This is a genomic window from Desulfosoma sp. (genome assembly GCA_037481875.1).
In the GTDB taxonomy this organism is placed as follows: Bacteria; Desulfobacterota; Syntrophobacteria; order Syntrophobacterales; family DSM-9756; genus Desulfosoma.
Genome location: JBBFKY010000009.1, coordinates 23,220 through 43,383 on the forward strand (window position 1 = coordinate 23,220; position 20,164 = coordinate 43,383).

Below are 20,164 nucleotides of genomic sequence, written 5' to 3' on the forward strand. Positions count from 1 at the left end.
TCCGGCTTCAGTGCCGTGAAATGCGACGTTCACAAAAGACCGTGTTGAACATTGTCATCCACTAATCGAAGTCGGCGTCCGCCGGAAACCGCGCTCCCGCCACCTCAAAAAGGGAAGCCCTTTCGATCGAGGAAAGGGTGAGCTTCATGTCGCGTGGAGCGGGCAACGGGATTCGAACCCGCGACCCCAAGCTTGGGAAGCTCGTGCTCTACCAACTGAGCTATGCCCGCCCAACCGCCACAACAACGTCATCCTAGAGAGTTCCCCCAGCGAAGTCAAGCCCAATGTCAGGAAGATGGCGTGAACCCAGCCCGTATTCAACTATAACCGGTTCGTGAATCCATAGGTATATAAAATCCTAGGAGCTTGTCCGAAAATTGGCAATACCAAGGTGTCTTGCCATCACAAGGTAGGGGTGAGGAGGCGCCTCACCCCTACAAGGCGAACCTGGGCTATTTCTTGGGCTGCCATCCCTCAGGCTCGGCCTTTGTGCGAACGGGATGCCCGCGCCCCAAGAAAAAACATTCTCAGCTTCAAGCTTCTCTTTGGTTTTGGAACCGGTTACCTCTATAGCATGAAAGATGATGCAAGAGACGAGCCCAGGGGCACGGGACCTTTGCCAAGACTGTGAAGACCATGAGCGGTGTGGAAAAAGGGGTTCTAATGGGTGGCAACGGTGAAGCAAAGGATCAGAATCTCTACGAAATCATCGATCACACGGCGGATGTGGGGCTTCGTGTACGAGGACGCCATGTGGCAGAGGTTTTTGAAAAAGCGGCCTTGGGATTCTATGACCTCATGGTGAGTCTTAAGGCTGTGGAAGCTGGTGCTGTTCGTCATGTCAGCGTGGAAGCCGAGGCGTTGGATGATCTTTTGGTGCAGTGGCTTTCCGAGCTTCTTTACCTTTTTGAAGTGGAGGGTTTTTTGGGCAAGAAGGTGCAAGTGGTTATCCATCCGCAATGGAGCCTGACCGCCGCCGTCCAGGGTGACTTTTTCGATCCGAAACGCCATGAACTCAAGCTCCTTTACAAAGCCGTAACGTATCATCAAGCTTCCGTAGATTTCTCTGACGGCACATGGACGGCTCAGGTGATCTTTGATATCTGACATTTTCGCTTGCCTGAAGGCTGATATGGCTGGGAGGTTCAAGTATGAGCGGCAAAGAACGTCTCTCATTGGAAAGAATCGATGGGTGGCGCTGGAAGATTCCGCGCACCGGTGCCATGCGAACGGACGGTATCATTTATGCCGGAGAAAAAATGCTGGATGCCATTCGTCAAGATCAGGCCATGGACCAGGTGGCCAATGTGGCCTGTCTTCCCGGGATCGTGGGTTATTCCATGGCCATGCCGGACATTCATTGGGGCTATGGGTTTCCCATCGGAGGGGTGGCCGCTTTTTCCATGGAGGAAGGCATTGTTTCGCCGGGTGGTGTCGGATACGACATCAACTGTGGCGTGCGTCTCATGACCACTCACCTTAGGGCTCTTGAATTGGGTGCCGACAAGATTCGAGAACTGGTCACAGCCCTGTTTCGAAACATTCCCTCCGGCGTCGGATCTAGTCGCAAGGATTTTAAACTGAGTGAAGCCGAACTGGATCACGTGCTGCTCAAAGGGGCTCAATGGGCGGTTTCCAAAGGGTTCGGCGAAGCTTCGGACTTGGAACGCATCGAAGAGGGTGGGTGTATTCCATGGGCTGATCCCGAACAGGTGTCCGCCAAGGCCAGAGAACGTGGCCGATCCCAGTTGGGAACACTGGGATCAGGTAATCATTTTGTGGAAATCGGTGTGGTGGAAGAGATCTACGAGCCGAAGACGGCGGAGGTTTTCGGTTTGTTTTTGGGACAGCTCACCGTTTTTGTTCATACGGGCTCTCGCGGTCTGGGTCATCAAGTCTGCGACGACTTTATCCGTGTCCTGCTCAAGAGCACGCAAAAGTACGGCATCGAGTTGCCGGACAAACAACTGTGCTGCGCCCCTGTGACTTCTTCGGAAGGACGGAGTTACCTTGGAGCCATGGGAGCCGCGGCCAATTTCGCCTTTGCCAATCGCCAAATGATCAGTCATTGGGTTCGAGAAACCTTTGAACAGTTTTTTAAAGAACCGTCGGAACGCCTTGGTTTATCGCTCCTTTACGACGTATGCCACAATATGGCGAAAATTGAAGAGCATGTCTGGCAAGGGCGGCGCCTGAAATTGTGCGTGCATCGCAAGGGGGCCACTCGAGCCTTTGCGGCAGGTCATGAAGCCGTACCGGATCTCTACAGGTCTGTGGGACAGCCCGTGCTCATCCCCGGTGATATGGGTCGCTACAGCTACGTGCTGGTGGGAACGCAGCGGGCTATGGAAGATACCTTCGGCAGCACATGCCACGGTGCCGGCCGAGTGCTCAGCCGTCATCAAGCGGTGAAAAGCGCCAAGGGTCGAAGTGTCCTTAAGGAAATGGAAGATCGAGGCATCTTCGTTCTCGGCGCCAGCAAGGCCACTTTGGTGGAGGAAATGCCCGAAGCCTATAAGGATGTGAGCGATGTGGTGGAAGTTGTGGCCCACGCCGGTATCAGCCGCCCGGTGGCCAGGCTTCGCCCTCTCGGCGTTATGAAAGGGTAAACATTGTTGGTCTTGGAGCTTGAAGCGGTGGCGCAGTGCCAGCTAGAATCTGACAATTCCTATCAGGACCGCCAGGAACGAAAAACCGATCCCCATGGTCCACTGCATAAAAAGGAACCGCTTGTCCATGCTTTCAAACCGTTGATTGATAGCCTCAAAGCGCGTGTGCATTTCTCGCTGCAGGGCTTCGAAGCGTTTGTCCATGGCTTGAAACCGCTCATTGATGGCTTCAAAGCGCGTGTGCATTTCTCTCTGCAAGGCTTCGAAGCGTTTGTCCATGGCTTGAAACCTCTCATTGATGGCTTCAAAGCGCGTGTGCATTTCTCGCTGCAAGGCTTCGAAGCGTTTGTCCATGGCTTGAAACCGCTCATTGATAGCTTCAAAGCGCGTGTGCATTTCTCGCTGCAAGGCTTCGAAGCGTTTGTCCATGGCTTGAAACCGTTCATTGATAGCTTCAAAGCGCGTGTGCATTTCTCTCTGCAAGGCTTCGAAGCGTTTGTCCATGGCTTGAAACCGCTCATCCATGGTTTGAAACCGTTCATTGATGGTTTCAAAGTGCGCGTGCATTTCGCGCTGCAAGGCTTCGAAGCGTGTGTCCATGGACACAAAACGGTCACAGATGACCTGGAAGCGGTCCATTTCCATTTGGCGAAGTGACTTGACTTCCTCTTCGACACGAATGATCCGCTCCAGTAGCGAGAGCTCCTTGGCCCGGAGTTCATTTTCCCTGAAGAACTGGGCGATCTTTTCGCTGATGAGGTTTTCCGCTTCTTCGTGCAAGAGGCGCCGAAGGGCCCCAAGCATCTTTTCGTCCAGAATGGGATCTTGCGGTATTTGGGACAAAACCATAAAAATCTTCCTCCGTCGGTCATTGGGTGACCGATCTTACGAACTCTTCAGCCACCTTATCATGACAGCCTGGGTGGAGCAAGAGTCCCTTTGGAAACACTGACTTAGAGCTCATGGACGCCGCTGTCTTTGAAAATATTCCGGCACCGATGTCAAATACTCAGTTACGAAAAAAGGAATACCGGCCTGATACAGGCGAATCTCAAAGGGCCGTCTCCTAGGGCTCCGCGCCAAATCCTTTGAATGGGAAATGTTGCCACAACGCTGAATGGCTACCCAAAAGCGGGATTCCTCAACACTTGGCAAAAAGGGGTCTACATATCCACGTGCAGGATGCGGTAGGTGCGTTCGCCCGCTGGGGTTAGGACGGTGATTTCCTCGCCTTGGGTTCGGCCCATGAGGCCACGTCCTACGGGGGAATCAATGGAGAGTTTGCCGTTGCGCACATCCGATTCAAAAGGGCCGACCATTTGGAAATGAAAGGTCTGACCCGTATCCACATTGAGAACAATGATTCGGGTTCCAAAGGCTACACGTCGAACAAGGAATTTTCGACCCACCACGATTTCACACTGGGCGATCTTGGTCTGAAGATCCTCGATCTTTCTCTGCAACGCCCGGTGTTGTTCTCGAGCCCAAAGGTACTGTTGGTTGTCAACCTTGACCCCGTACAAGCGAGCTTCCTGCAATTCTTCCAAGACGCGAGGTCGCACCACACGCCTTAGGTACAAGAGCTGCGCATAAAGGTTTCGAAAGCCTTGTCGTGTAATGGGAACCTTTTCCATAGCATTCTTGGAAAGAAACTTGTGCTACCAACAAATGCCGCCGTAAACGAAGGGCCGCCGAACCTCGAGAAAGAGACCTGACGCGTCTTACGGGGTCGCAGTCAGCAGGCCTAGGCTTCCTTGTGCCTTGAGGCTCTCATAAAGACACAGCGCGATCACGGTCTTACCGTCCGTGATGGTTCCTTCACGAATACCTTGCATCACCTGATGCACCGAAAGAATTTCAACCTTTGAAATTTCATCCTGATCGCCGTAGACTTTTTCACGTTTAAGTCCAAAAGCAGCAAAAATGACAATGACTTCATTGGAATACCCAATCGCCGGATAGTATCGAAAAATGGGCGCAAGGGACGAGGCCGAGTACCCCGTTTCTTCCAGAAGTTCTCGGCGGGCGGCGTCTTCGGCAGATTCCCCCGGATCCAGTTTACCTGCCGGTATTTCCAAGGTTTCCCGACCGATGGCGTAGCGCCACTGGCGTACCATGAGCAGCTGCGTGCCTTGGGGATCCGTAAAGGCCAAAACGGCGGCGGCTTCAGGATGTTCCATGCGAATGCGTTCTGTGACTCTTCCTGTGCGCAGCCTCACGGCGTCCAGATGAGCGCTGAGATGATGCGCATGAATACTGGCCAGTGTGCGAAGGCGTTCTTCCATGTCTGCGTTGGACTCCACCAAAGGAACAAAGCTATTGCGCCATTGAAACCGTGCGCTTTTCATTAGAACAGTCGAGGTGCTTTTGGAAAGCTTTTTATGATGAGCCGAAGGAATCCTCTACGGGCACATCCAGCACGGGGTGTTGGGGTGTGGCGGTGGAGCTGAAAAGAGAGGCTGTCGATGGGACGGCCGGCCCATGGAGGGGCGGACCTGCGTGTCCGCCCCGGAGTGTTTTGAAACGGGTGCGTAACAAGGCGGACCCATGGGTGCGCCCCTCCAGGTCGTTCGAGAGGAATTGGCCAAATTCGGGCGCCTCGGGGTGTTGTGCATCAAGGGGCTACGGGGAGCACCCCTTTCGAATGTCCATTGTGGCCCGCACAAGGTCCAAATTGTTTTCGGGAAGGGAAAGGCGCGGGGAGAGCCACCCATTTAAGAAGCACAAGGCATGAGGGTAGCTTGTGAAGAATTTCATTGACACAGGCGCTTCGGTGGCCCATATTTGTGCAACCGGATGGTTCCCGTGGAAATGGATGCGGATGATCGGTGTGTGGATGCTCCAAGGATCGAGAAAGCGGGTAGGGGGCTCATGAGGCGTCCAGCGGTTTTTCAAAACCCTTCCAAAGACCTGAGTCCTTCCGAGGTCGTTCGAATTCAGGAAATCATTGAGCAATACCGAGGAAAGAAAGGGGCGCTGCTTCCTTTGTTGACCGAGGTGCAGGCGGTCTGCGGGCAATGGCTGCCGGCCAATGTGTTGGCCTGGATCGCCGATGAGGTGGATGTGCATTTGAGTTATCTTTACGGCATAGCCACCTTTTACACCATGTTGTCCTTGGAGCCTCGAGGAAAGTACATCATTCGTGTCTGTGAATCCCCGGCCTGCCATATTTTGGGAACGGGAACGGTCCTGGAGGCGCTTCGGACCGAATTGGGTATTGGCGAAGGGCAAACTACGGCTGACGGACTGTTCACTTTGGAACTGTCTTCCTGCCTTGGCGTGTGCGAAGTGGCTCCGGCCATGCAGATCAATGAAGTGGTCTTTGGGAACCTCACCCGCGAAAAAATTCATGATGTCCTGGAGCGGTATCGGCGAGGGGACGTGGTGGATTATCGCACCTTGCCCGGTTCCGGAGGAAGGGTGCGCACGGACTGGGAGATTCATCGTCGAGCGGTGCTGCTTCAAGGAGTTGGGGACATCGATCCCGAAAACATTGACGATTACTTAGCCATCGGCGGCTATGAAGCTCTTCGTAAAGTGATTTCGGGCATGTCCCCGGAAGAGGTGGTGGAGGAAGTCAAGGAATCGGGTTTGCGCGGCCGCGGTGGAGCCGGTTTTCCGACGGGTATGAAATGGTCTTTCACGCTGCCTTTAAAAGCACCCGAAAAATATGTGATCTGCAACGCGGATGAAGGAGAGCCCGGTACCTTTAAAGATCGCTACATCATGGAAGGGAATCCGCACCGGCTTTTGGAAGGATTGATCATCGCCGGGTATGCTATCGGTGCCTGTAAGGGTTTTATTTATGTTCGCGGGGAGTATTACCTTTCCATGCATCGGCTGCGCCGAGCCGTGGAGCAGGCGCGGCAGCGCGGCTTTCTCGGGGAACGTATTCTGGGATCTTCTTTTTCCTTTGAGGTGGAGATTCGATCCGGTGCCGGCGCCTACGTCTGCGGTGAGGAAACGGCTCTTATTGAATCCATCGAGGGACTGCGGGGCAACCCCAGGGTTAAGCCGCCTTTTCCCGGAGTTCGAGGCCTCTGGGCCATGCCCACGGTGGTCAACAACGTGGAAACCCTGGCCAATGTGCCGCTGATCATCAAAAACGGCGCTTCATGGTACCGGTCCTTTGGCACGGAAGATTCTCCAGGAGTGAAGCTCTATCAAATCTGCGGCCATGTGAATTCGCCTCAGATCGTGGAAGCCCCTTTAGGACTCACCCTTCGAGAACTTATTGAAGTGTACGGCGGCGGCATGAAAGATGGTATTCCTTTCAAGATGTGCCAAACGGGGGGAGCTTCCTTCGGCTTTTTTACGGCGGAACATCTGGACACGGTCATGGACTATGTGTCCATGCAGAAAAAAGGCGGCGCTTTAGGATCCGGCACCATGCTGGTGATGAACGAAAAGACCTGCGTGGTGGATGTGGTCCGAAACATCATGCACTTTTTCCAGCATGAATCCTGCGGATTTTGTACACCGTGTCGGCGGGGCACTCGAGTGCTTTACGAAACCCTGTGCCGAATCGCTCAAGGGGAAGGCCGTGAAAGCGATCTTTCCATGATGATCGATTTAGCCCAGACCATGTCGGCGACGGCCAATTGTGCCCTGGCCATGTCTCCCATCTTTTTTGTTCGCACCACCATCGAACGGCTCAAAAACGAATACCTGGCCCACATTGTCGACAAGAAATGCCCTCTGGGAGTCTGTCCCGCATGAGTCCTAGGGGTATGAGGTGCGAGGAGGCCGGTCTATGACGGCGATGTATATTCCTGTGCTGATCTATCTTGTGATCACGATGGGGGTGATAGGCGCCATCATTTTTCTTTCCAGGCGCATCGGCACACGAAAGGTCACTCGAGAAAAGATGCTTCCCTACGAGTGCGGCATGGATCCTATCGGCACATTGGAAATTCATTTTCCCGTTAAATTCTATGTCTTGGCCATGATTTTCATCATTTTCGACATCGAAACCGTGTTCCTCTACCCGTGGGGCGTGATTGTTCGGGATCTGGGCTGGTTTGGATTTGTCGAAATGCTTGTCTTCACTGTGGTTCTGTTGATCGGCCTTGTCTATCTCTACCGAAAGGGGGCTTTGGAATGGGACTAGAGCAACAGATCCGAAGCCAGATACTCACGTCCACATTGGAAAAATTCGTCAACTGGGCCAGAAAGTCTTCCGTATGGCCGGCGACGTTCGGGTTGGCCTGTTGCGCCATCGAAATGATTTGCACGGCCGCTAACCGTTTTGACATCGCTCGGTTCGGCATGGAAGCCTTTCGTGCCTCTCCGCGACAAGCGGATCTCATGATTGTGGCCGGCACGGTGACCAAGAAGATGGTGCCGGCCGTCGTGCGCATCTATGAACAGATGCCGGAACCCAAGTGGGTGATCGCCATGGGGGCGTGCGCGAGTTCGGGAGGCATCTTTCGAAGCTACGCTGTGGTGCAGGGTATTGACCGATATCTTCCGGTGGATGTGTATGTTCCGGGATGCCCTCCCAGGCCGGAAGCTCTTCTTTACGGCATTCTGAAACTCCATGAAAAAATCTTAAAGGATCCGTTTCTGACGAAAAAGGAAGGACCCATCGTGGCGGATCTTCAGGCGGCACAGAATCTTCGGGAGGTACGGGCGTGAGCGGGGAAGCGGTGCCCAGGACTTATGTGCAAGAAGTCATGGATGAACTGGCTGCCGAAGCTGTTCGTGGTCGGACATGCTTTCGGGAGCAATGGACCCTTGAAGTACGCTCGGAGTTTTTGCTGCAGGTTATGACGGAACTTAGAAACCGATGGGGATTCCGATACTTGATCGATGTGACGGCCGTGGATTTTCATCCGAAAACCCCTCGGTTTCAGGTGGTCTACCATCTTTGGTGCCACGATCGTCAGGCGTTGCTTCGTGTGAAGGCATGGGTCGACACGGATCCGCCAAGTGTTCCATCCGTCACGGGACTGTGGAAGACGGCCGGCTGGCATGAAAGGGAATGCTACGACCTTTTTGGGATCACCTTTATGGGACATCCTGATCTACGACGCATTCTGCTCCCAGAATCGTGGCAGGGGCATCCATTGCGAAAGGATTATCCCACCGAGGGTCCCGACTGGGATCTGGATTAGGATCGCACCATGAGTGAGCTGACCGAACGATTGATCCTTAATGTAGGGCCTCAACATCCCAGTACCCATGGGGTGCTGCGGGTGGTGGTGGAATTGGAAGGGGAGGTCATTGTGCGGTGCACGCCGGACATTGGGTACTTGCACCGCGGCATTGAAAAGCTCATGGAATCCAAGACCTACCACCAATGCCTGCCCTTGACCGACCGCATCGATTACCTGGCCGGTTCCGCCAACAATTTGGGGTTCGTGCTGGCGGTGGAAAAGCTTCTGGGCATCGAGGTGCCGCCTCGAGCTCGGTACCTTCGGGTGATCGTGGCGGAAATGACTCGAATCTCCAGCCACCTCTTTTGGCTGGCCACCCACGCCCATGACCTTGGAGCCATGACACCGCTGTTTTATGCGTTTCGAGAACGGGAACAACTCATGGATCTTTTTGAGGCGGTGGCGGGAGGGCGTTTGTTTCCGTGTTATTTTCGTATCGGCGGCGTTGCTCGCGATGTTCCTGACGGCTGGACCGATGGGGTTCGGGAATTTTGCCGCACTTTTCCCGAAAAGATGAAAGACTATGAAACCCTTCTCACCAAAAATCCTATCTGGATCAAGCGCACCAAGGGTGTTGGGGTGCTCACGGTGGATGAGGTTTTGGACTACGGGTTGAGCGGCCCGGTGGCGCGAGGTTCCGGCATTCCCTGGGATGTGCGGCGCGCGGATCCCTACTGCGGGTATGATGAGTTCGATTTTATCATTCCTGTGGGGGAAAACGGGGATACCTACGATCGGTATCTGGTACGATTGGAAGAAATGCGCCAAAGCGCCCGCATCATCCTGCAGGCTCTAGATCGGCTTCCTTCAGGGGATATCGCCGTCAAGGATCCCACTATCACTTACCCGCCGAAGGCGGATGTATACACCAAGATCGAATCCCTCATTCAGCACTTTCTATTGGTGGAGGAAGGCATTCGGCCGCCTGAAGGAGAAGTTTTTCATCATACGGAAGCACCGAAAGGGGAACTGGGGTTTTACATCGTCAGTGACGGTTCGTCTCATCCTTTTCGTGTGAAAGTGCGAACCCCTAGTTTCGTGAACCTGCAGGTGCTGAGCAAGATGGCGGAAGGCAGACTTTTGGCGGATCTCATCGCCCTCATTGGAACCATTGATATCGTGCTTGCGGATGTGGATCGATAGCGATGATCACAGTCACCATCAACGGAAAAGCCTTGGAAGCCCAACCGGGCATGACCATCATGGAAGTGGCGGACAGATACGGGATTTACATTCCCAGACTGTGCTACCACAAAGCCTTGAGTCCCATCGGGGCGTGTCGCATCTGCGTGGTGGAAGTGAAACCGGGTCCGCCACGACCTGTACCCGCCTGTACAACGCCTGTGACCGACAAGATGGAGGTGACCACCGAATCGGAGCGGCTCACCCATTATCGTCGAGAGCTTCTTCAGTTGTTGCTTATCAACCATCCTTTGGATTGTCCCATCTGCGATAAGGGCGGGGAATGCGAACTGCAGAACCTGACCCGTCATCTGAAAATTCAGGAGCAGCCTTATAAAGCGGCACGACTGACCCCGAGTTATGACAGTCAGTCTCCTTTGATGGAACGGTACCCGGATCGTTGTGTGAACTGCGAGCGATGTGTTCGTGTTTGTCGAGATAATGTGGGCGCTGCCGCTCTTTATTTTGACAATCGAGGTTATCGTACGGCCGTGACGGCCGGCGGTGCGGTTATGGATTGTGAGTTTTGTGGCTCATGCATCGCGGTGTGCCCCGTAGGGGCCATCATCGACAAAACATTCAAGTACAGTGCTCGATCCTGGCAGATGGACAAAGACACCGCGATTTGCCCGTACTGCGGCGGTGGATGCCACCTGGTGCTCAATACCAAAAAGGGACGTTTCAAAAGGGTCACCAGTTCTTTTGATGAACCGGTCAATGCCGGCCTTTTGTGCAGTCGGGGCCGATTCGGCCTGAACATTGTGCAGGAAGAATCCAGGCTGAAAGAGCCGCTCCTTCGCAAGGACGGCCGTCTTGTACCGGTTTCCTGGAATGAGGCTCTGGATTTTGCCGCCGACCAACTGCGACGTCTTCAGGATCAGTTCGGGCCCAAAGCTTTTGCCGGTGTAGGATCGCCTCGAGCCACCAATGAAAGCAACTATGTGTTTCAAAAGTTCTGTCGAGCCGTCCTGGGGACGCCTCACGTGGATGCCACCACGGCTCTGGATCACCAGCGCATGCTCAAAGCCCTTGTGGATGTGCTGGGGCGTCCCAAGGTGATCTATGCCAACGAAAAGGAAAGCCTGCCTCGAGTCATTCGAGGGGTTTCTGGATTTCAGTTGGCTTTAGGCACTTACGACGATCTGGAAAAAGCCGATACGGTCCTGGTGATCGGCTCCGATGTCAAAAAAGAGATGCCGCCTCTGGTCTGGAGGGTCAATGCCGGGCAAAAGCAGAAGAGGCTTCAAGAACTGCTCATTGTGAGCTCACGGCGTACACGGTTTCGGTCCGCAGCCCAGTGGAACGCGTTCTGTCGACCTGGAAGTGCGGGTTTTGTGGTCCTTGGAATCCTCAAGTCGCTCTTTGAAAAAGCTGACACCCGGCTTCGAGGGTTCGGAGATTTCCGTCGTGAGGAGGTCTTAAGAAAACGGCTGGATGCCACAGACTGGAGTCTGGTGGAAGAAGCGAGCGGGCTGCACCGAAACGATCTGGACCATGTGGCCCAAAAGCTTATGGATGCCGAAAGGCCGGCTCTGATTGTGGGCTACGATTTAGGTGGTCTTGCGGACGGCTATGGGGCCATGTGCTACGTTGCCGACCTTATGTTGGTGCTGGGCAAAAAGCTTCGGCTCCATCTCACTGCCGAAAAGGCCAACACCCAAGGTTGTTCGGACATGGGGGTCAGTCCCTTCTGGTTGCCGGGCTATGTGCCTTTGCATGAGGCCGAACGCATTGAAGCCTTGTGGGGGCGCTCGATTCCTAAGGAAGCGGGTTTTCCCTTGGATCAAATTCTGCGCGCCGCCGCGGAAGGCGGCCCGGAAGCCCACAAAGGCCTTCTCCTCATGGGGACGAACCTTTTGGGCACGCATTATTCTCGATCCTTAGTGGAAAAGGCTTTGGAAAAGGCAGCCTTCGTCATGAGCCAGGAAGTGTTTCTGAACGAAACGGCGGCTCGGGCCCATGTGGTCTTTCCGGCTAAAACCGCGGTGGAAAGCGAAGGCACGATCACCAGCGGAGAACTGAGAGTCCAAAAGCAGCGAGGTCGTTCCTTTGTGGACGGGCCGTGGGATGACTGGAAAATCCTTCAGGAACTGTCCCGTCGCTTGGGTGTGGACTTAGGCTATGGCTCAGTTCAGGATGTGTTTCAGGAAATTTGCACTGTATTCCCCCACTACGATCAGTATCCCTTTCCGGAAATTCCTCGGGAAGGGTACTGGTGGAACCGTATGTATCGGGCCAAATACGGGTCGGCCGGTTGGCGTCGGGTTTTAGATCCCACTTTAGGGGCGGTGATCCCTTGGCTGGAATTTCCTCCACAAGCTTCCGACGCTTATCCCATGTTTTTAATGGTCAGCCGGTCGCTTTTTCAATCCGGCACTTACGGACGCTACGGGACGGGTCCCAAGACATTGGAACCGCAAGGGGGTGTGTGGTTGAGTTCGGAGGATGCTCGAGCTTTGGGCATTCAAGACGGGGATACGGTCGTGTTGGCGACGCCTCATGGGATGTTGGAAGCTCAGGTGGGCCTTGATCGTCGAGTTCCTCAAGGCGTGGTGCAGGCTGCGACTCACTTTGAAAATCTGCCCTTAAACCGGATTACCGATGGCGGTCTATTGACGCCCGTACGGGTGGAAAGGTTGAGTCCCTCAAAGGCGGTTCGGCAATGAGGAAAAGCGCTGGTTTTCCTGGAAGGGTGAGCCTGGTGCCCGCTGTTTTCGCGGGCGGAACGCCCGTGGATTCCAGGGAAGAATGCGCTCTCGAACAAGCGCTAGGTGCAGTGAAAGGCGGCACACCATGGAATGGATCGTCTACGGTGTTCTCACGCTAGCCAAGACGGCTCTCGTGCTCTTTGTTTTGCTCACAGCCGTGGCCTACGCCACGCTCATGGAACGTAAGGTTTTGGGTTTCATGCAGCTGCGTTTAGGACCGAATCGAGTCGGGCCCTGGGGACTGCTGCAGCCGTTGGCGGACGGTGTTAAGCTTTTCTTTAAGGAAGACATTGATCTGCCGGTATCCGAACCGCGCCTGTACACTCTTGCTCCATGGGTGACCGCGGTGGCGGCCCTGACACCCTTTGCGGCCATTCCTTTTGCGGACACGATCTTTCCGGAAACCGTCAGCCTTTTCGGCCGCACGGTGGATTTAACCTCGTATGGCATCCATCGCGGGGTCATCGCCGATCTTCCCGGAGCGGTCCTTTTCATTTTAGCCGTCTCTTCGCTTTCCACGTACGGCGTTGTCCTGGGAGGCTGGGCCTCGGACAACCGATATTCTTTGTTGGGCGGGATTCGAGTGACTGCGCAGATGATCAGCTATGAACTGGCTTTGGGCATGGCCGTGGTCGGTGTGCTCATGGTGGCGGGATCCATGCGGCTCACCGAAATCGTCGATGCCCAAAGCCGTGTCCCTTTTGTGGTTTATCAGCCTTTAGGGTTCGTGCTGTTTATGATTGCCGCTTTTGCGGAAGCCTGCCGCACCCCCTTTGACCTCATTGAGTGTGAAAACGAGCTGGTGGCCGGATACCACACGGAATACAGCTCCATGCGCTTTGCCTTGTTTCAGTTGGCCGAATATGCCCACATCATCACGGTGAGTGCCGTGGCGGTCACCTTGTACCTTGGTGGATGGCAAGGGCCGTGGCTGCCTTCCGGAGCTTGGTTTGTGTTAAAGACGGCCGCCTTGGTGTTCTTCTTTATCTGGGTACGGGCCACGTATCCTCGAGTGCGTTTCGATCAGCTGATGCATTTCGGGTGGAAGGTGCTTTTGCCTTTATCTTTAGCCAATATCGTGGTCACGGGATGCTTTGTCCTGATCTGGGGTTGATATGAGGGTTTCAAGGAGAGGACATGCTAGGACCGCTGGTTAAAGGGCTCGCCAAGACCTTTGAACAACTTTTTCGCAAGCCCATCACCATCGAATATCCGGACAAGAAGCGGGAAGTGACCGAACGGTTTCGAGGGCATCCCAGGCTTCTCAAAGATGAAAACGGGCGCATCAAATGCGTGGCTTGTCATTTGTGCGAGACGGTCTGCCCATCCAAGGCCATCTCCATCGAACCGGAAGCGGGGGAGACCATGCACGAGAAGCGGCCGCGCAGTTTCGTCGTGGATCTAACGAGATGCATCTTTTGCGGTTTTTGTCAGGAAGCCTGCCCCAAGGGAGCGATCATGCTCAATCGGAAGTACGAACTGGCTCAGTATGACAAGAACGCTTTGCTCTACGACAAGGAAAAGCTCCTTCAAGATTAGGACATGGTGAGGACCGTTCCATGGAACTTGTGCTGTTCGTGGCCTTTTCTTCCATCACTTTGGTGAGCGCCGCCGCCGTGGTTTTGCATCCGCATCCCCTTAAGAGCGCCCTGTTTCTCATTGTGACCTTTTTTGCCATGGGCGGTCTGTATCTTCTTTTACAGGCGGAATTCATCGCCCTGATGCAGGTTCTGGTCTATGCCGGCGCCGTCATGGTCCTCTTTCTTTTTGTGATCATGTTGCTGAACCTGAAACCTCGAGGTGAAGACCGGTCGGCTTTCAAGAAACGTTTGAGCTGGGCTTTACCGCTGGTTTTGGTTTTCGTGGGAGCGGTTTTAACCGTGGTCACCAGTCCTTTGGCCCGTTTGGGCCCTTCAGCGCAGCAGGGTGTTGCCTGGGTGGAAACTCAAGGGGGCAATGTGAGGGCTGTGGGTCGAGCCCTGTTTACGTCGGCCTTTTTGCCCTTTGAAGTCACTTCCATTGCTCTTCTGGTGGCCGTTGTGGGAGTCATTGTCCTGGCCAAAAAGGAACGCAAATAGACAAAGACTCCGTGATTCGAAGGATGTTTCAAAGCAGGCTTCATGGTGTGGGCCGACACGGGAAAGGATAGGGCATGGCGGTTCCGGTTGAATACTATGTCCTTGTGAGTGCGTTGTTGTTTGCCGTGGGGGTGTTAGGCGTCCTGACCCGGCGAAACGCCATTGTGATCTTCATGTCCATCGAATTGATGCTCAACGCGGCGAATTTGAGCTTTGTGGCTTTTTCCAGGGTTCTTGAAGGCCTGGATGGACAACTCTTTGTCTTTTTCGTCATGGTGGTGGCGGCGGCGGAAGTGACTGTCGGCCTGGCCATCATCGTCACTCTGTTTCGCAATTGGAAGACTATTTTCGTGGACGAAGTTCGGCTTCTCAAAGGTTAAGGGAAGAAAAAAAGAGGTCACTATGGAGACGGCGTGGATCATTCCGGCCTTGCCCTTTACCGGCTTTCTCCTGAACGGTTTGTGGGGACGACGGCTGCCCAAAAAATATGTGGGCCTGATTGCCTGCGGTGCCATGGGTCTGGCGTTTGTGTGGGCTTTGCATTTCCTGCGGATGCTTCTGCAGCAGGAACCGTCCCAAAGGTTTTGGGAACCCGTCTGTTACACGTGGATACGAGTGGGGGAATTTCAGGCCGATATCTCATTTCTTATCGACCCTTTAAGCATGGTCATGATCCTGGTGGTCACAGGCGTGGGGTTTCTCATCCACGTTTATTCCATCGGATACATGCATGACGATCCCGGTTACAGCCGCTACTTTGCTTACCTCAATCTCTTTGCTTCGGCCATGTTGCTCTTGGTCATGGCCGACAATCTGCTGGTCATGTTTGTGGGTTGGGAAGGTGTGGGTCTCTGTTCGTATCTTCTCATCGGCTTTTGGTATGAAAAACAATCGGCCGCTGATGCCGGAAAAAAGGCTTTTATCGTGAACCGTATCGGCGATTTCGGTTTCCTGCTTGGCATCTTTTTGACCTTCTGGACATTCGGGTCTCTGAATTTTCGAGAGGTCTTTGAGGCGGCTGCCGGAAACTTTGCCGTGGGAGACATGGTCCTGGTCGGGATCACCTTGCTGCTTTTTGTGGGGGCCATGGGAAAATCAGCCCAGATTCCGCTTTATGTGTGGCTTCCCGATGCTATGGAAGGTCCCACTCCCGTTTCGGCCCTCATCCATGCCGCCACCATGGTCACCGCCGGGGTTTACATGGTGGCTCGATGCAGTGTGCTCTATGCGCTTTCTCCGTTTTCCATGGGTTTTGTGGCCATAATCGGGGGAATCACAGCCGTTTTTGCGGCTTCCATCGGCTTGGTGCAAAACGACATCAAAAGAGTGCTAGCCTATTCCACGGTAAGCCAGCTGGGATACATGTTCCTTGGCTGCGGTGTCGGTGCCTTCGTGGCGGGCATTTTTCACCTCATGACCCACGCCTTTTTCAAGGCGTTGCTGTTTCTTGGAGCCGGAAGCGTCATTCATGCTCTGTCCGGAGAACAGAACATTCAGCGCATGGGTGGGCTTCGTTCTTCTCTGCCTGTCACCTTCACCACTTTCATGATGGGGACTTTGGCTATTGCCGGTATTTTCCCTTTTGCAGGCTTTTTCAGTAAGGATGAAATCCTTTTTGAAACCCTCATGAGCGGCCGGACCACGCTTTACGCTCTGGCTTTGGCTGGAGCGGGTTTGACGGCTTTTTACATGTTCCGCTTGGTGTTTTTGACCTTTTTCGGTCCAACACGCCTGGATGAAGAAACCGCCCACCATGTCCATGAAGCTCCGAAAACTATGGCTGTGCCTTTAATGATTCTGGCGGTTCTGTCGCTGGTCGGAGGATGGATTCAGATGCCGGGGATTGAGGGAGGACGGCTTTTGGGACTGTTTCTGGAGCCCGTCTTTCAAGAGGCGTCCCATCTCTTGGGGCATCATGGGGATGCGGTCCATCCGTCCTTGTGGCTTGAAGGAGCTCTTATGGGCGTTTCGGTGGCCGTGGCTGTGGTGGGTATTTTCATCGCCTACAGGTTTTATATGGCCGATCCGCAACGCCCTGTGCGTTTGGCGCAGAGGTTTTCTCGAGCCTACCGATGGTTGTGCCACAAATATTATGTGGATGAATTTTATCAAGCGACCATTGTTGAGCCCCTCAAAAAAGCGGCCGAGAGTGCGCATCAATGGGTGGATCGGCGGACCATCGACGGTGCCGTTGACGGTACAGGGAGCCTGTTTCGCACTGTAAGCGGCCTGGTGCGCCGTGTGCAAACGGGTGTCTTTCCCCACTACGCCTTGTCGGTGATGGCCGGAGTCTGTCTTCTGCTTTTGTTCATCATGGCTCTTTGACGGAACATGCCTCGATAAAAGGATGTTGTGATGGAGTCTGTGTCCTTTCCTCTACTTTCGACGCTCGTTTTCCTACCCTTGGTGGGGGTTCTGGTGCTCCTTGTGGTAGACCGGAACAACGAACCGGTACAGCGCTGGACGGCGCTGACGGTTATGGGCATCGGCTTCGGCCTGGCCCTTTTTGTCTATGCGGGATTTGACGCCACCAACGTGAGTTATCAGTTTGAAGAGAAATACTCATGGATACCCGGTCTCGGGATTTCGTATCACCTGGGTGTGGACGGCATCAGCCTGCTTCTGGTCATGCTCACGGCTTTTCTCGGACCCATCTGTGTCCTGGCCTGCTGGTCGGACATTCAATATCGACTCAAAGAGTTCCTTATCTGCCTATTGTTCTTGCAGACGGGCATGTTGGGGGTTTTTGTGAGTTTGGACCTGGTCCTGTTCTATGTCTTCTGGGAAGTGATGCTCATTCCCATGGCCTTACTCATTCTCATTTGGGGCCATCCGGCACGAAGGATTTACGCGGCCGTTAAATTCTTCCTTTATACCATGGCCGGGTCGGTGTTCATGCTGGTCGGCATTCTTGTTTTGTATTTCCATCATGCGCGGACGACCGGCGTCTATTCTTTTGATTTGGTCACCCTCAGTGGTATGGTTCTGCCATTTTCGTTGCAACTCTGGCTTTTTATTGCTTTTGGCCTGGCCTTTGCCATCAAAGTGCCCATGTTTCCTTTTCATACCTGGCTTCCTGACGCCCATACGGAAGCTCCTACCGTCGGTAGTGTGGTGTTGGCCGCCGTGCTTCTGAAGATGGGCACCTATGGTTTTTTGAGGTTTAATCTGCCGCTGTTCCCTGATGCTTCCGTGTTTTTCATGCCGGTCATGGTGGTTTTAGCCTTGGTGGGGATCATCTACGGAGCCTTCATGTGCCTGGTGCAAAAAGATCTGAAACGACTCATCGCTTTTTCCAGCGTGAGTCACCTAGGGTTTGTGGTTTTGGGTTTGTTCAGTTTCACGTTGCAAGGGATGCAGGGAAGCCTGCTGCAGATGATCAATCACGGTTTGAGCACAGGAGCCCTCTTTCTTCTTGTGGGAATGCTTTATGAGAGGCGTCACACGCGGTTGATCGCCGACTTTGGGGGTCTGTCCAAGCCCACACCGACTTTGACCACCTTTTTCATGATCGCCACGTTGGCTTCCATCGGACTGCCGGGTTTGAACGGCTTTGTGGGTGAATTTTTGATTTTGCTTGGAACATTTCGTGTCAAACCTGTGTGGGCGGTTCTTGGGGCCACAGGAGTGATTCTTGCCGCCTGGTACATGCTCTGGATGTTTCAGCGTGTGTTTTTCGGCGAAGTGACCCACGAAGAAAACAAAAGGCTTCTGGATCTGGTTCCTCGAGAAATCGGCCTCTTGGTGCCCGTGGTCCTCATGATGGTCTGGATCGGCATAGCGCCTACACCCTTTCTGGAAAAGACCGAGCCGGCCGTCGCGCGTGTGTTGCACCTTGTGCAGGAACGTGTGCAGACGGCTGAAGCATGCCGCCCCGTATGGATGACGGTCTGTGCGGCATGGGAACACATCAAGGGAAAGTGAGGCATGGTCCATGTCGATGGTAGCGCTTCTTCATGAATGTCAAGGGATTCTTTCCGTTCTGGTCCTTTCCATAACCGGCGTTCTCGTGTTGCTCTTGGACGCTTTTTCTCCTCTGGAACGTAAAGGCCGACTGGGAGCTCTGGCCGTCGTCGGAACCCTTTTGGCTCTGGCCTCGTTACGTCTCAAACCCGCGGGAACGGCCTTTTTTAACGGTATGGTGGTGTGGGATTCTTTCAGTGTGTTTTTGAGCGGCGTGCTGCTGTTGGGAGCGGTGTTGGTCATTCTTCTATCTTTTGATCAAATGAGGCTTACCGGCCTGGAATGCGGGGAATACTACGCCCTGGTGCTGTTCGCCACCACGGGCATGATTCTTATGGTGCAGTCCTCCCATTTCATTTTGCTTTTTTTAGGTTTGGAAATCTTTTCCATCGCCATTTACATCTTGGTGGGCATTGCACGTCATGAAAAGAGAGCCAACGAAGCAGCCGTAAAATACGTCCTTTTAGGGGGGTTTGCGTCAGGCTTTTTGCTTTACGGCCTTACGTTTATCTATGGGGCTACAGGATCCCTTTCCATGAACGCCATGGCAGCGTATTTGGGAAAAGGGGATACCGTCTACAATCCCTACCTCCTTTTGGGTTCTGCTCTGGTTCTGGTGGGTTTCGCCTTCAAGCTGGCGCTGGCGCCGTTCCATTTGTGGACTCCGGACGTGTACGAAGGGGCGCCGACACCCATCACCGCTTATATGGCTGTGGGAGTGAAAGCGGCTGTTTTTGGGGCCTTGGTGCGCACCTTCTGGGTGGCTCTACCCATGGTTCATCCTCACTGGAACATGTTTTTCTGGGCCTTGGCGGCAATCACCATGACCGTGGGGAACCTCATGGCGCTGTCCCAGGAGAGTGTCAAGCGTATGCTGGCCTTTTCCAGTATTGCCCATGCGGGATACTTGTTCATGACCGTGGTTGCCGATTCCAAAGAAGCTTTGACCGCTCTCTTGGTCTATCTTCTTGCTTACACCGTCATGAACGTCGGGGCATTCGGCGTCCTGGTGATGGTCCAGAATCGACAGGAAAGCGGCGAAAGCCTGGAAGACTTCCGCGGACTTGCGGCTCGTTCGCCTTTACTGGCGGCGTCTATGGCTCTTTTCCTGTTTTCTTTAGCCGGGATTCCGCCGACGGCAGGCTTTATTGGGAAGTTCATGGTCTTTTCGGCGGTGGTTCAGTCGGGTTATACATGGCTGGTGATTGTGGCGGTCATCAATTCGGTGATCGCTGCCTACTATTACCTTCGTGTGGTCATCATCATGTATCGACCCGGTGAAGAAAAGGCGATCTCTTTTTCAGGAACGTTCATGGCAAGTCTTTCCAGCGGGGAAAAGGGAGCGCTGCTAGGCGCGGGAGTCCTGACGGCCTTGGTGGGACTGTGGCCTCATACGTTTTGGCATCTGGCACGCCAGGCCGTGCATGTTCTTTTTTAGGTTTCTCGATCCATAGCCGGCATCGAAA

The 20,164-nt window shown here is 54.0% G+C and carries 18 protein-coding genes and 1 tRNA gene; 15 read left to right on the plus strand and 4 right to left on the minus strand.

The features are described 5' to 3' along the window. Positions 1-154 precede the first annotated feature (154 nt). Positions 155-230: transfer RNA gene (locus WHS46_11725), tRNA-Gly, on the minus strand. A 433-nt stretch (positions 231-663) separates the two neighbouring features. Here WHS46_11725 and WHS46_11730 point away from each other — a divergent pair. Both WHS46_11730 and WHS46_11735 read left to right on the plus strand, forming a co-directional pair. After that, a complete protein-coding gene (locus WHS46_11730; GenBank protein MEJ5349344.1) occupies positions 664-1,107 on the plus strand; it encodes an archease in 444 nt (147 codons plus the stop codon). A 44-nt stretch (positions 1,108-1,151) separates the two neighbouring features. Further along, the gene (locus tag WHS46_11735) at positions 1,152-2,609 is read left to right on the plus strand and encodes an RtcB family protein (GenBank protein MEJ5349345.1); all 1,458 of its coding nucleotides are present in this window, start codon (positions 1,152-1,154) and stop codon (positions 2,607-2,609) included. A 42-nt stretch (positions 2,610-2,651) separates the two neighbouring features. Here WHS46_11735 and WHS46_11740 read toward each other — a convergent pair whose 3' ends face one another. From WHS46_11740 to WHS46_11750, 3 genes are all read right to left on the minus strand, one after another. Next, entirely contained in the window at positions 2,652-3,458 is an 807-nt protein-coding gene (locus WHS46_11740) for a hypothetical protein (GenBank protein ID MEJ5349346.1), read from the minus strand. Positions 3,459-3,772: 314 nt separating this feature from the next. Further along, complete coding sequence (greA, locus tag WHS46_11745; protein ID MEJ5349347.1) at positions 3,773-4,243, minus strand: transcription elongation factor GreA; 471 nt, start codon at positions 4,241-4,243, stop codon at positions 3,773-3,775. Between the two features lie 87 nt (positions 4,244-4,330). Next, a complete protein-coding gene (locus WHS46_11750; protein MEJ5349348.1) occupies positions 4,331-4,894 on the minus strand; it encodes an NUDIX hydrolase in 564 nt (187 codons plus the stop codon). Positions 4,895-5,480: 586 nt separating this feature from the next. Here WHS46_11750 and nuoF point away from each other — a divergent pair. The 13 genes from nuoF (at position 5,481) to WHS46_11815 (ending at position 20,136) form a co-directional block, all read left to right on the plus strand. Further along, a complete protein-coding gene (nuoF, locus tag WHS46_11755) occupies positions 5,481-7,328 on the plus strand; it encodes an NADH-quinone oxidoreductase subunit NuoF (GenBank protein MEJ5349349.1) in 1,848 nt (615 codons plus the stop codon). Between the two features lie 34 nt (positions 7,329-7,362). Beyond that, positions 7,363-7,719, plus strand: coding sequence for an NADH-quinone oxidoreductase subunit A (ndhC, locus tag WHS46_11760; protein ID MEJ5349350.1), 357 nt, complete (start codon positions 7,363-7,365; stop codon positions 7,717-7,719). After that, positions 7,710-8,246 (plus strand): NADH-quinone oxidoreductase subunit B family protein, encoded by a 537-nt coding sequence (locus tag WHS46_11765; GenBank protein MEJ5349351.1) that lies wholly within the window; start codon positions 7,710-7,712, stop codon positions 8,244-8,246. The genes ndhC and WHS46_11765 overlap by 10 nt, the downstream gene beginning before the upstream one ends. After that, a complete protein-coding gene (locus WHS46_11770; protein MEJ5349352.1) occupies positions 8,243-8,725 on the plus strand; it encodes an NADH-quinone oxidoreductase subunit C in 483 nt (160 codons plus the stop codon). The genes WHS46_11765 and WHS46_11770 overlap by 4 nt, the downstream gene beginning before the upstream one ends. A 9-nt stretch (positions 8,726-8,734) precedes the next feature. Beyond that, on the plus strand, positions 8,735-9,910 hold the full coding sequence (gene nuoD, locus WHS46_11775) for an NADH dehydrogenase (quinone) subunit D (protein MEJ5349353.1): 1,176 nt from the start codon (positions 8,735-8,737) through the stop codon (positions 9,908-9,910). 2 nt (positions 9,911-9,912) lie between these two features. Beyond that, a complete protein-coding gene (locus tag WHS46_11780; protein ID MEJ5349354.1) occupies positions 9,913-12,615 on the plus strand; it encodes a molybdopterin-dependent oxidoreductase in 2,703 nt (900 codons plus the stop codon). A gap of 127 nt (positions 12,616-12,742) precedes the next feature. After that, a complete protein-coding gene (nuoH, locus tag WHS46_11785; protein ID MEJ5349355.1) occupies positions 12,743-13,771 on the plus strand; it encodes an NADH-quinone oxidoreductase subunit NuoH in 1,029 nt (342 codons plus the stop codon). Positions 13,772-13,794: 23 nt separating this feature from the next. After that, entirely contained in the window at positions 13,795-14,196 is a 402-nt protein-coding gene (locus tag WHS46_11790; GenBank protein ID MEJ5349356.1) for an NADH-quinone oxidoreductase subunit I, read from the plus strand. 20 nt (positions 14,197-14,216) lie between these two features. Next, positions 14,217-14,735: an NADH-quinone oxidoreductase subunit J gene (locus tag WHS46_11795; protein MEJ5349357.1), complete on the plus strand. Its 519-nt coding sequence runs from the start codon at positions 14,217-14,219 to the stop codon at positions 14,733-14,735. A gap of 74 nt (positions 14,736-14,809) precedes the next feature. After that, positions 14,810-15,115, plus strand: a complete 306-nt coding sequence (gene nuoK / locus WHS46_11800) for an NADH-quinone oxidoreductase subunit NuoK (GenBank protein MEJ5349358.1) — start codon at positions 14,810-14,812, stop codon at positions 15,113-15,115. A gap of 22 nt (positions 15,116-15,137) precedes the next feature. After that, positions 15,138-17,060, plus strand: a complete 1,923-nt coding sequence (gene nuoL, locus WHS46_11805; GenBank protein ID MEJ5349359.1) for an NADH-quinone oxidoreductase subunit L — start codon at positions 15,138-15,140, stop codon at positions 17,058-17,060. Positions 17,061-17,090: 30 nt separating this feature from the next. Further along, complete coding sequence (locus WHS46_11810; protein MEJ5349360.1) at positions 17,091-18,659, plus strand: NADH-quinone oxidoreductase subunit M; 1,569 nt, start codon at positions 17,091-17,093, stop codon at positions 18,657-18,659. 10 nt (positions 18,660-18,669) lie between these two features. Next, positions 18,670-20,136: an NADH-quinone oxidoreductase subunit N gene (locus tag WHS46_11815; protein ID MEJ5349361.1), complete on the plus strand. Its 1,467-nt coding sequence runs from the start codon at positions 18,670-18,672 to the stop codon at positions 20,134-20,136. The last annotated feature ends 28 nt before the right edge of the window (positions 20,137-20,164 follow it).

Bases quoted from the DNA above. Each gene is read 5' to 3' on its own strand.
- WHS46_11730 (MEJ5349344.1), top strand. From the start codon at position 664: ATGGGTGGCAACGGTGAAGCAAAGGATCAGAATCTCTACGAAATCATC.
- ndhC (MEJ5349350.1), top strand. From the start codon at position 7,363: ATGACGGCGATGTATATTCCTGTGCTGATCTATCTTGTGATCACGATG.
- nuoH (MEJ5349355.1), top strand. From the start codon at position 12,743: ATGGAATGGATCGTCTACGGTGTTCTCACGCTAGCCAAGACGGCTCTC.
- WHS46_11795 (MEJ5349357.1), top strand. From the start codon at position 14,217: ATGGAACTTGTGCTGTTCGTGGCCTTTTCTTCCATCACTTTGGTGAGC.
- WHS46_11790 (MEJ5349356.1), top strand. From the start codon at position 13,795: ATGCTAGGACCGCTGGTTAAAGGGCTCGCCAAGACCTTTGAACAACTT.
- nuoD (MEJ5349353.1), top strand. From the start codon at position 8,735: ATGAGTGAGCTGACCGAACGATTGATCCTTAATGTAGGGCCTCAACAT.
- WHS46_11740 (MEJ5349346.1), bottom strand. From the start codon at position 3,458: ATGGTTTTGTCCCAAATACCGCAAGATCCCATTCTGGACGAAAAGATG.
- WHS46_11780 (MEJ5349354.1), top strand. From the start codon at position 9,913: ATGATCACAGTCACCATCAACGGAAAAGCCTTGGAAGCCCAACCGGGC.
- greA (MEJ5349347.1), bottom strand. From the start codon at position 4,243: ATGGAAAAGGTTCCCATTACACGACAAGGCTTTCGAAACCTTTATGCG.
- nuoF (MEJ5349349.1), top strand. From the start codon at position 5,481: ATGAGGCGTCCAGCGGTTTTTCAAAACCCTTCCAAAGACCTGAGTCCT.
- WHS46_11810 (MEJ5349360.1), top strand. From the start codon at position 17,091: ATGGAGTCTGTGTCCTTTCCTCTACTTTCGACGCTCGTTTTCCTACCC.
- WHS46_11735 (MEJ5349345.1), top strand. From the start codon at position 1,152: ATGAGCGGCAAAGAACGTCTCTCATTGGAAAGAATCGATGGGTGGCGC.
- WHS46_11765 (MEJ5349351.1), top strand. From the start codon at position 7,710: ATGGGACTAGAGCAACAGATCCGAAGCCAGATACTCACGTCCACATTG.
- nuoK (MEJ5349358.1), top strand. From the start codon at position 14,810: ATGGCGGTTCCGGTTGAATACTATGTCCTTGTGAGTGCGTTGTTGTTT.
- WHS46_11750 (MEJ5349348.1), bottom strand. From the start codon at position 4,894: ATGGAAGAACGCCTTCGCACACTGGCCAGTATTCATGCGCATCATCTC.
- WHS46_11815 (MEJ5349361.1), top strand. From the start codon at position 18,670: ATGTCGATGGTAGCGCTTCTTCATGAATGTCAAGGGATTCTTTCCGTT.
- nuoL (MEJ5349359.1), top strand. From the start codon at position 15,138: ATGGAGACGGCGTGGATCATTCCGGCCTTGCCCTTTACCGGCTTTCTC.